The sequence below is a fragment of the Streptomyces sp. NPDC015345 genome, assembly GCF_043078805.1.
Taxonomy (GTDB): domain Bacteria; phylum Actinomycetota; class Actinomycetes; order Streptomycetales; family Streptomycetaceae; genus Streptomyces.
The window spans coordinates 1434328-1444839 of record NZ_JBIBTX010000001.1; the positions used below are offsets into that span (position 1 = coordinate 1434328).

A 10512-nucleotide genomic window follows, 5' to 3' on the forward strand; every position below is an offset into this window, starting at 1 on the left:
GGACGGGCCTCCGAACCGGCCCTCGCCCCAGCCACCGGCTCAGCCGCCGGCTCAGCCGCGGGCCCAGCCTCCGCCCCAGCCACTGACTCGACCCCCGCCGATGGATGCCCATCCTCCGAAAGCCGCGCCTGCGGCCCGCTCCGGGTGTGCGCCTCCGGGCCCGGCTGCCCGGTCCCGCGCACCTCGTCGCCACGCAGCGCCACGTCACGCTCCGGCTCGTCGTCCAGCGGCCGGCGCGACACGACCCGCGACCCGCTGCCCGGCAACGCCGCCGGATCCACGGCCCCGGCCTGCGCCAGCCGCGGTGCTATCGGCCCCTTCGCCGGCACGGGCGGCGGCACCCTCTCGGACCCCGCGGACACCTGCGCGGGCACCGTCGCAAGCTTGTTCCCGCCGCCGACCGGCAGCCCCGCGTCGTTCAGCCCGCGGTGACGCCGGGAGTCGTCCGGCTCCAAGGGGATCGGCGACCCCCGAAGCGGCTCGTCCGCCGTCCTCGGCAACGTAAGCCTGAACTGCGAGCCGCCCCCCGGCTCACCCCACGCCTGGAGCCAGCCGCCGTGCAGCCGCGCGTCCTCCAGGGCGATGGAGAGGCCGAGCCCCGTACCACCGGTCGTACGGGCGCGCGCCGGGTCCGCCCGCCAGAAGCGGCTGAACACCCGGGTCGCCTCGCCGGGCTTGAGCCCCACTCCGTAGTCCCGCACCGCGACGGCCACCGCGCCACCGGCGGCGGCGAGCCGCACCACGACATCCTTGCCCTCACCGTGCTCCACGGCGTTGACCACGAGGTTGCGCAGCACCCGCTCCACCCGCCGGGCATCGGCCTCGGCGACCACCGGCTGCTGGTCCCCGACGACCCGTATGTGCGTTCCCTTGCGCTCCGCGAGCATCTCCGCACCGCCGACGACCCTGCGGACGACCTCACGGAGATCTATCGCCTCCGCCTCCAGCGCCGCCGCCCCCGCGTCGAACCGGCTGATCTCCAGCAGGTCCGCGAGCAGCGACTCGAACCGGTCCAGCTGGTCGGCGAGCAGCTCCGCCGACCGCGCGGTCACCGGATCGAAGTCCACCCGCGCCTCATGGATGACGTCGGCGGCCATCCGCACCGTCGTGAGCGGCGTCCGCAGCTCGTGCGAGACGTCGGACACGAACCGCCGCTGCATCCGCGACAGCTCCTCCAACTGCTGGATCTTCAGCTGGAGGTTCTGCGCCATCTTGTTGAAGGCCTCACCGAGGCGCGCGATGTCGTCCTCTCCGGTCACCTTCATACGTTCCTGAAGGCGCCCGGCGGACAACCGCTCGGCGATCCCCGCCGCCATGCGCACGGGCGTGACCACCTGGCGCACCACCAACCAGGCGATGGCGCCCAGGAGCACCACGACGAAGAGCCCGGCGGTCGCGAGGGTGGTCCTGACGAGGTTGAGCGACTCCTCTTCCTGCGTCAGCGGGAAGAGGTAGTAGAGCTGGTACGGATCACCGTTGAGGTCGTTGAGCCGCTTGCCGATCACCAGGCCCGGCTGCGGCTCCCGCCCGTCGTCGTAGACGATGCGCGTATTGGCCTGGAGGACCTCCGTGCCCTTGTCGACCCGGCCACGCAGCTCCTCCGGCACGCTCAGGATGGGCTCCACGCCGCCCGAGGCCCGCGAACCGCGCACGCTCCCCGCGTCGCTCGTGGACGTCAGCGTCACCACGGCGAACGCGTTCTGACCGCCGCTGGACAGCTGCTCGACGAGGTCCGACATCCACACGGCGGCGTTCCGCCCGTCGAGGGCACCGCCGTCCTGCCCCTGGCCCTGCTCGGTGCTCTGCCGCGCGGCGTTGACACTGTCCTGAGCCGCCCGGAAACCTCCGTCGGCCTGGCTCTGCGACGCCTTCACCTTGGCCTTGAGCAGGCCGTTGTTCACCGAACTCATGACGGCGAAGCCCAGCATGAGGACCACGCCGAGCGACATCAGCAAGGTCGTGACCACGACCTTCAGCTGGATGTTGCGCCGCCACAGCCGCACGGCGGGCAGCAGCGGACGCCGCACCCAGCGCACGAAGAGACGCAGCACAGGGCTGCCCTGGACGCCGCCCTGCAACAGCAGCCCGCCGTCGACGAGCCGCCCGAACCGGGACGCGCGCCGCGCCGGTCCAGTCCGCCCCGAGCGAGCCCCCGGATCCCCGGACGCCGTGGAGGAACTGTCCCGGGACACGTCAGCTCGGTCCGGCCTTGTAACCGACACCTCGGACGGTCACCACGATCTCCGGCCGCTCCGGGTCCCGCTCGACCTTGGAACGCAACCGCTGGACGTGCACGTTCACCAGACGGGTGTCCGCCGCGTGCCGGTAGCCCCAGACCTGCTCGAGGAGCACCTCACGCGTGAACACCTGCCACGGCTTGCGCGCCAGCGCCACCAGCAGATCGAACTCCAGCGGCGTCAGCGCGATCGACTGCCCGTCCCGCTTCACGGAGTGCCCCGCCACATCGATGACCAGGTCACCTATGGCCAGCTGCTCCGGCGCGGGCTCCTCCGACCTCCGCAGCCGCGCCCTGATCCGGGCCACGAGCTCCTTCGGCTTGAACGGCTTGACGATGTAGTCGTCGGCCCCCGACTCCAGACCGACCACCACATCCACGGTGTCGCTCTTGGCGGTGAGCATGACGATCGGCACCCCGGACTCCGCCCTGATCAGGCGGCACACCTCGATGCCGTCGCGTCCGGGCAGCATCAGATCGAGCAGCACAAGATCCGGCTTCGCCTCCCGGAAAGCGGCCAGCGCCTTGTCGCCATCAGCTACGAACGACGGCTCAAAACCTTCACCACGCAGCACAATCCCGAGCATCTCGGCCAGTGCGGTGTCGTCGTCGACGACAAGGACTCGTCCCTTCATGCCTGACATCATCCCATTCTCGTAACAGTGACTGGGCTGCTGGTGAGAGAGGTCACTGACCTGTGACGATAGTCGTATCGGGCCATCACTGTCTGCGGTGATCCCCAGCGGCCACCGCCGACCCCCATCGGTAACGGACACCGAGCGGTGCCGCCCATGACACGGCACTCCAAGACGACTGACAGCACTTCGGATGCCCGGAAACGGAGTCGTCGTCCCAGCCCCGAACCCACTCCCCCGCCACGCTCCCCCTCCGTCGGCTGCACCGTACAGGCCACCCGGACACCGCCGGCACCTCAGCCCAGATCCGGAACCGGACCGGGGGCGCGCATACGACACCCCCGCCCCGGCCCGCCGGCAACACGCACCGGCCTCAGCCCCGACCCGCAGCCTGAGCCTCAGCCGCAGGGCACCCGCCTCAGTCAATAGGCACTCGACCGCCCCGGGACTCGGCGCACAGCCCGGCGACCCCCTCGGCCGTCACCGGCGACAGCACCCCCTCCTCCGTCACGATCGCCGTCACCAATTCCGGCGGCGTCACATCGAACGCGGGGTTGTACGCCTGCGTCCCCAGAGGCGCCACCGGGATACCGCCCCCCGCCTCCATCCCGAGCACCGGCACATGCGGCGCTGTGACCTCCGTGACCTCATGACTGGCCCGCTGCTCCACCTCGATGGACGCCCCGTCCGGGGTGTCCAGGTCCACGGTCGTCACCGGCGCCACCACGATGAACGGCACGTGGTGATACCGCGCGAGCACCGCGAGCGGATAGCTCCCCACCTTGTTCGCCACCGACCCGTCGGCCGCGATGCGGTCGGCGCCGATGAGCACGGCGTCCACCTCCCCGGCCGCGAAGAGCGACCCCGCCGCGTTGTCCGTGAGCAGCGTGTACGCCATACCGTTCCGCGCCGCCTCGTACGCGGTGAGCCTCGCCCCCTGCAACAGCGGCCGTGTCTCGTCCACCCACAGCCTGCGCAGACTCCCCGCCCGATGGGACTTGAGCGCCACCGCGAACGCCGTGCCCTCCCCGCCGGACACCAGCGCCCCCGTGTTGCAGTGCGTCAGGATGCGGTGTCCACCGCCCGGCAGCAGCTCCTCGAGCAGGGCCAGGCCGTGCGCCGCCATCTTGGCGCTGGCCCTGGCGTCCTCGGCGTGCAGCGCCCGCGCCGCCTCAAGCGCGGCACCGGCCGCCCGCTCGGGACCCGCACCGTCCACCACCGCGGTGCGGTACGCCGCCTGAGCCCGACGCGCGCCGTACGCGAGGTTGACCGCGGTGGGCCGCGCCCCCGCCAGCGAGTCCGCCGCCTCGTCCACGTCGAACCCACGGGCTGCGGCGAGCGCGACGCCGTACGCCCCCGCGATGCCCAGAAGCGGTGCCCCGCGCACCGCGAGCGTACGAATCGCCTCCACCAGAGCCTGTGCGTCGGTGCACACCAGCTCGCTCTCCTCGCCCGGCAGCCTGGTCTGGTCGAGGAGGACCAGTACGGGGCCTTCGGGTGGCTCGTCCCAACGGATAGCGGGGATCGCCGGGATCCCGGTCGGCCGTATGTCCTCGCTGGATTGCGCGTACTGATCAGCCATCCGTCCAGTCTGCCCCGTACCCGGCGGACAATTGAAGGTGTCCTGCCGCTACGGCACCCGGTCACTCGGCCGGTGCCCCGTGGCACGATGGCTGGCAACCTGCCGCCGCACCCGCGGACGGGCACCGTGAAGGAGCGACGATGAACGACACTCCGGGCTGGGCCTCGCCCGGATCTGCCCCCTCCGACGGACAGGACTCCGGCAAGCCGGACGCCCCCGAGCCCGCGGACGCCGGCCGCCAGGGCGGCCCGTCCAAGTGGTCCAAGGAGCAGCCGCCGCCCGCCCAGTGGTCCCCGCCCGGCACCTCGGACCCCGGCCGGACCCCGCCTCCGCCGCCCCCTCCGCCAGGCCAGGGCGGCGGCTGGGGCTGGGGCGGACCACCCCCCGGCCCCGGAGCCCCGGGACCCGGCGGCTACCGCGGCTGGGGCGCCTGGCAGGGCCCGCCGCCCGCCGCCAAGCCCGGCGTCATCCCGCTGCGCCCGCTCGGCATCGGCGAGATCCTCGACGGCGCGGTGTCGACGATGCGCGCCCACTGGCGCACCGTCCTCGGTATCTCCCTGACCGTGGCCGTGCTCACCGAAATCGTCGTCGTCCTCCTTCAGGGGCTCGTCCTGAACGAGTCCGTGGACACCGATGCCCTCAACGACCCGAGCGCGACCGTCGGCGAGCTGACCCGCGCCCTGGGCGACACCATGCTGAACTCCGGAGTGGTCTTCGTGATCACCCTGCTCGGCACGATCGTCGCCACGGCTCTGCTGACGATGGTCACCAGCCGCGCGGTGCTCGGTAAGCCGGTGACCATCACCGAGGCCTGGCGGGACTCCCGCCCCCGGCTGGCGAAGCTGTTCGGCCTCACCCTGCTCATCCCGCTCATCGGCGCCGCGGTCATCGCCGTCGGCATCCTGCCCGGCGTCCTGGTCGCGGTGGGGGGCGCGTCCGACGCCGGCGCGAGCCTCGCCGTACTCGGCGGACTCGCCGCGAGCATCGCCGCCATCTGGATCGTGATCCGCTTCTCGCTCGCGTCCCCCGCGCTCATGCTGGAGAAGCAGGGCGTCAAGAAGTCCCTGACCCGCTCCGCCAAGCTGGTCCACGGCTCCTGGTGGCGGGTCTTCGGCATCCAGCTGCTCGCCGCGATCATCGCGAACGTCGTGGCGTCGATCATCGTCATCCCGTTCACCTTCCTCGCCGGCGCGCTCAGCGGCGAAGGGGTGAGCGGCTTCCTCAACGGCTCCGGCGACCTGGGCTGGACATTCCTGATCGTCAGCGGCGTCGGTTCGGTGATCGGCTCCATGCTGACGTTCCCGATCACGGCCGGGGTCACCGTGCTCCTCTACATCGACCAGCGGATCCGGCGCGAGGCCCTCGACCTCGAACTCACCCGCGCCGCAGGCCTCCCCGGCCAGGGGCCCAACCCGCCCGGTCCCTCGGGGAGCTGATGCGGTGACCGCGGCGGGGGCAGTGCTCATGGTGGGGTTCGGGGCGGCACCGCTCCTGCCGCCAACCGGTGACGACCCACCGGTGACGATCTCGCGCGACCCCGCACGTGAGGCGGCCGAGCGCGAACTCTCCAAGCCGATGTACCACGAGCACGACCCCAGCCTCCTCCAGCGCGCCCTGAACAGCTTCTGGGACTGGGTCGACGACCTGTTCTCCGCCGCCGCGGGCGCCACCCCCGGCGGCGGGTTCGGACTCCTCGTCATCGTCCTGGCCGTAGTACTGCTGGGCGTCGCCCTCTGGTGGCGCCTGGGCACCCCGCAGCGCACCCCGGCATCGGCGCCGGCCCTCTTCGACGACCGCCCCCGCAGCGCCGCCGGGCACCGCGCGGCCTCCGAGGCCCATGCCGCCCAGGCCCACTGGAACCAAGCCGTCCAGGAACGTATGCGTGCCATCGTCCGCGCCCTGGAGGAACGCGCGCTCCTGGACCCCCGCCCCGGCCGCACCGCCGACGAAGCCGCAGCGGAGGCGGGTCGAACCCTCCCCGCCCATACCGGCCGACTCCGCGCCGCAGCCCACGAATTCGACGACGTCACATACGGCGGCCGCACAGCGGACGAAGCCTCATACCTCCGCCTGGCCGAGCTCGACCGCGACCTGGAACGCACCAAACCGGTCCTGACCAGCACCGCCCACACCACCCCCAGCAGCAGCCGCCAGGGGGCCGCCGAGTGACCGGCTCCCCCCGCCCGGGCAAGACCCCCCGGCCCGCGCCACCCTCCCCCACGCGCCGGCCCGACGCCCCGCCCCTGTCGACTTCGGTATCCCGGACGCCCCGACAGCTCTGGACCCGCTCCCGGGGCATCGCCCTCGCCGTGGTCGTCCTGCTCGCGGCGGCCGTCGCCATCGCCGCGCTCCGCACCGGCGCCCAACACGGCCGTCTGGACCCCCGCTCCGCCGACCCTCAGGGCAGCCGCGCCGTGGCCGAACTCCTCGCCGACCGAGGGGTGTCCACCCGTGTGGTGACCACCACCGAACAGGCCCGCTCCGCGGCCGGCGCCGACACCACCCTCCTGGTGGCCAACCCCGACCTGCTCACCGACGGCCAGCGCTCCCGCCTCCGCGCGGTCGCCAAGGGCTCCGGGGGCCGCACCGTCCTCGTCGCCCCCGGCACCCCGTCGGTCGGCGACCTCGCCCCAGGGGTCACCGCGCACGCCACCCCCAGCACGGACTCGGCGCTCTCCCCGTCCTGCTCCCTCCCGGCCGCCCGACGAGCCGGCACCGCCGACATGGGCGGCATCCGCTACGACACCCTCGCTCCTGACGCCGAGGCCTGTTACCTCAGCGCCGGCCTGCCCAGCCTTCTGCATCTCCCCGCCCCCCGCGGAAAAGGCGACACCGTCGTCCTCGGCGCCCCCGACATCCTTTACAACGACCGCCTCGACAAGCAGGGCAACGCCTCACTCGCCCTGCAACTCCTGGGCTCCCGCCCCCACTTGGTCTGGTACCTCCCCTCACTCTCCGACGACCAGGCGGCAACCGACTCCGAGCGCCGCGGCTTCTTCGAGCTCGTCCCCTCCGGCTGGCGATGGGGCACGCTGCAACTCGCCGTCGCCGCCGTGCTCGCCGCCCTGTGGCGCGCCCGCCGCCTCGGCCCCCTCGTAGCCGAACGTCTCCCCGTGGTCATCCGCGCCTCAGAGACAGTCGAGGGCCGTGCCCGCCTCTATCGCAGGGCGAACGCCCGCGACCGCGCCGCCACCGCCCTGCGCACCGCCGCCCGCAATCGTCTCGCCCCCCTCGTCGGCGTCCCCCCGTCCCAGGCGCACGCGCCCGAGACCCTGATCCCCGCGCTGTCCACGAGACTCCGCTCCCCCGGCCAGGACCCGCACCTCCTCCTCTTCGGGCCGCCCCCGGGCAACGACGCAGCGCTCATCGCCCTAGCCGACCAACTCGACGCCCTCGAAAGAGAGGTACGCCACTCATGATGGACCCGACCACTGACAACGGGCCCACCGGAGAGTCCCGCAGCTCACGCGCTTCCCTCGAAGCCCTGCGCGCCGAGATCTCCAAGGCCGTGGTCGGCCAGGACCCCGCCGTCACCGGCCTCGTCGTCGCCCTCCTCTGCCGCGGCCATGTCCTGCTGGAGGGCGTCCCCGGCGTGGCCAAGACACTGCTCGTCCGAGCCCTCGCCGCGAGTCTCGAACTCGACACCAAGCGCGTGCAGTTCACCCCCGACCTCATGCCGAGCGACGTCACGGGCTCCCTTGTCTACGATGCCCGCACCACGGAGTTCTCCTTCCAGCCCGGCCCGGTCTTCACGAACCTCCTCCTCGCCGACGAGATCAACCGCACCCCGCCCAAGACCCAGTCCTCCCTCCTCGAAGCAATGGAGGAACGCCAGGTCACGGTGGACGGCACGCCCCGCCCGCTCCCCGAGCCCTTCCTCGTGGCGGCCACCCAGAACCCCGTCGAGTACGAGGGCACGTACCCCCTTCCCGAGGCCCAACTGGACCGCTTCCTCCTCAAGCTGACGGTCCCTCTCCCCTCCCGCCAGGACGAGATCGACGTCCTCACCCGCCACGCCGAGGGCTTCGATCCCCGCGACCTGCGCGCCGCCGGCGTGCGCCCCGTAGCGGGCCCCGCCGATCTCGAAGCCGCCCGTGCCGCGGTCGCCAAGACCTCCATCTCCCCCGAGATCACCGCCTACGTGGTCGACGTATGCCGCGCCACGCGCGAATCGCCCTCCCTCACCCTGGGCGTCTCCCCCCGAGGCGCCACGGCGCTGCTCTCCACCGCACGCGCCTGGGCCTGGCTCACCGGCCGCGACTACGTCATCCCCGACGACGTCAAAGCCCTGGCGCTCCCCACACTCCGCCACCGCGTCCAGCTCCGCCCGGAGGCCGAGATGGAAGGCGTCACGGCGGACTCCGTGATCAACGCGATCCTCGCCCACGTCCCGGTCCCCCGCTGATGGCCCTGACCGGACGCGCCGCCCTCCTGGCAGCCCTGGGCACCCTCCCCGTCGGCCTCTGGGACCCCAGCTGGACCGGCGTCCTCGCCGTCAACACCCCCCTGGCCCTGGCCTGCGCCTGCGACTTCGCCCTGGCCGCGCCGGTACGCCGCCTCGGCCTGACCCGCTCCGGCGAAACCTCCGTACGCCTCGGAGAAGCCGCCGATGTCGAGGTCACCGTCACCAACCCCTCCGGCCGCCCCCTGCGCGCCGACCTCCGCGACGCCTGGCCGCCCAGCAGCTGGCAGCACGGCACCGAGACGGCCGCCTCCCGCCACCACCTGACGATCCCGCCCGGCGAACGCCGTCGGTTCACCACGCGCCTGCACCCCACCCGCCGCGGCGACCACCACTCGGACCGCGTGACCATCCGCTCGTACGGCCCCCTACGCCTCTTTGCCCGCCAGGGCACCCACAGAGTCCCCTGGACCGTACGAGTCCTGCCGCCCTTCGCCAGCCGAAAGTACCTCCCCTCCAAACTGGCCCGCCTGCGCGAACTCGACGGCCGTACCAGCGTCCTGACACGCGGCCAGGGCACCGAGTTCGACAGCCTCCGCGACTATGTCCCCGGCGACGACACCCGCTCCATCGACTGGCGAGCCACGGCCCGCCGATCCACCGTCGCGATCCGCACCTGGCGCCCGGAACGCGACCGGCACATCCTCCTGGTGCTCGACACCGGCCGGACCTCAGCCGGCCGCGTCGGCGACACCCCGCGCCTCGACGCCTCCATGGACGCCGCCCTGCTCCTCGCCGCCCTGGCTTCCCGCGCGGGCGACCGCGTGGACCTCCTCGCGTACGACCGTCGAGTACGGGCCCTGGTTCAAGGCCGGTCAGCGGGTGACGTCCTGCCGTCCCTGGTCAACGCCCTGGCGACCCTGGAGCCCGAACTCATCGAGACGGACGCACGAGGCCTGACATCGACGGCCCTGCGCACAGCGCCACGCAGTTCCCTGATCGTGTTGCTCACCAGCCTCGACAAGGCTCCCGTCGAAGAGGGCCTGCTTCCCGTACTTTCTCGACTCACGAAGCGCCACAAGGTCTTGGTCGCATCAGTAGCCGATCCGCACATCGAAAAGATGGCGGCGGGCCGCGGAACAGTGGAAGCGGTATACGACGCGGCAGCAGCCGCCCAGTCCCAGTCGGAACGCCGGCATACGGCGGAGCAACTCACACGCCGCGGTGTCACAGTCGTGGACGCGACCCCAAATGACTTGGCCCCCGCCCTGGCAGACGCCTACCTTTCCCTCAAAGCCGCAGGCCGCCTTTAAGGAAACAGCAGGGGGGCAAACGCAAAAAAGCCTCAGTCCCCGGACAATGTCCGGGGACTGAGGCTTTTCAAAATTAGTTCGGCGGCGTCCTACTCTCCCACAGGGTCCCCCCTGCAGTACCATCGGCGCTGTGAGGCTTAGCTTCCGGGTTCGGAATGTAACCGGGCGTTTCCCTCACGCTATGACCACCGAAACACTATGAAACTGTCAACCGCACCACGCTCTGTGACAAACGTGGGGTTGTTCGTGGTTTCAGAACCAACACAGTGGACGCGAGCAACTGAGGACAAGCCCTCGGCCTATTAGTACCAGTCACCTCCACCCGTTACCGGGCTTCCAGATCT

The 10512-nt window shown here is 71.9% G+C and carries 8 protein-coding genes and 1 rRNA gene; 5 read left to right on the forward strand and 4 right to left on the reverse strand.

Annotation, left to right across the window (positions count from 1 at the left end; genetic code table 11):
- From mtrB to mtnA, 3 genes are all read right to left on the reverse strand, one after another.
- Positions 1-2192: MtrAB system histidine kinase MtrB (gene mtrB / locus ACF062_RS06425; RefSeq protein WP_392136373.1), on the reverse strand; the 2192-nt coding region annotated here is incomplete at its 3' end.
- A 1-nt stretch (position 2193) separates the two neighbouring features.
- On the reverse strand, positions 2194-2883 hold the full coding sequence (gene mtrA, locus ACF062_RS06430; protein WP_189176211.1) for a two-component system response regulator MtrA: 690 nt from the start codon (positions 2881-2883) through the stop codon (positions 2194-2196).
- Between the two features lie 406 nt (positions 2884-3289).
- Positions 3290-4453 (reverse strand): S-methyl-5-thioribose-1-phosphate isomerase, encoded by a 1164-nt coding sequence (gene mtnA / locus ACF062_RS06435; RefSeq protein WP_223774962.1) that lies wholly within the window; start codon positions 4451-4453, stop codon positions 3290-3292.
- 140 nt (positions 4454-4593) lie between these two features.
- On the opposite strand from mtnA, the gene ACF062_RS06440 reads away from it, so the two are divergent.
- The 5 genes from ACF062_RS06440 (at position 4594) to ACF062_RS06460 (ending at position 10168) form a co-directional block, all read left to right on the forward strand.
- Positions 4594-5889, forward strand: a complete 1296-nt coding sequence (locus ACF062_RS06440; RefSeq protein WP_392136378.1) for a glycerophosphoryl diester phosphodiesterase membrane domain-containing protein — start codon at positions 4594-4596, stop codon at positions 5887-5889.
- A gap of 28 nt (positions 5890-5917) precedes the next feature.
- The gene (locus ACF062_RS06445; RefSeq protein WP_392136573.1) at positions 5918-6622 is read left to right on the forward strand and encodes a DUF4129 domain-containing protein; all 705 of its coding nucleotides are present in this window, start codon (positions 5918-5920) and stop codon (positions 6620-6622) included.
- Positions 6623-6696: 74 nt separating this feature from the next.
- Positions 6697-7872 (forward strand): DUF4350 domain-containing protein, encoded by a 1176-nt coding sequence (locus ACF062_RS06450; RefSeq protein WP_392136576.1) that lies wholly within the window; start codon positions 6697-6699, stop codon positions 7870-7872.
- Positions 7872-8858, forward strand: a complete 987-nt coding sequence (locus ACF062_RS06455; protein ID WP_392136578.1) for an AAA family ATPase — start codon at positions 7872-7874, stop codon at positions 8856-8858. Before ACF062_RS06450 ends, ACF062_RS06455 begins: the two co-directional genes overlap by 1 nt.
- Entirely contained in the window at positions 8858-10168 is a 1311-nt protein-coding gene (locus ACF062_RS06460; RefSeq protein WP_392136381.1) for a DUF58 domain-containing protein, read from the forward strand. Before ACF062_RS06455 ends, ACF062_RS06460 begins: the two co-directional genes overlap by 1 nt.
- A gap of 76 nt (positions 10169-10244) precedes the next feature.
- On the opposite strand, the gene rrf is transcribed toward ACF062_RS06460, so the two are convergent.
- A 5S ribosomal RNA gene (rrf, locus tag ACF062_RS06465) occupies positions 10245-10361 on the reverse strand.
- Positions 10362-10512 lie beyond the last annotated feature (151 nt).

Coding starts and splice junctions, on each gene's coding strand:
- mtnA (WP_223774962.1), bottom strand. CDS start 4,453: ATGGCTGATCAGTACGCGCAATCCAGCGAGGACATACGGCCGACCGGG.
- ACF062_RS06440 (WP_392136378.1), top strand. CDS start 4,594: ATGAACGACACTCCGGGCTGGGCCTCGCCCGGATCTGCCCCCTCCGAC.
- mtrA (WP_189176211.1), bottom strand. CDS start 2,883: ATGATGTCAGGCATGAAGGGACGAGTCCTTGTCGTCGACGACGACACC.
- ACF062_RS06445 (WP_392136573.1), top strand. CDS start 5,918: ATGGTGGGGTTCGGGGCGGCACCGCTCCTGCCGCCAACCGGTGACGAC.
- ACF062_RS06455 (WP_392136578.1), top strand. CDS start 7,872: ATGGACCCGACCACTGACAACGGGCCCACCGGAGAGTCCCGCAGCTCA.
- ACF062_RS06460 (WP_392136381.1), top strand. CDS start 8,858: ATGGCCCTGACCGGACGCGCCGCCCTCCTGGCAGCCCTGGGCACCCTC.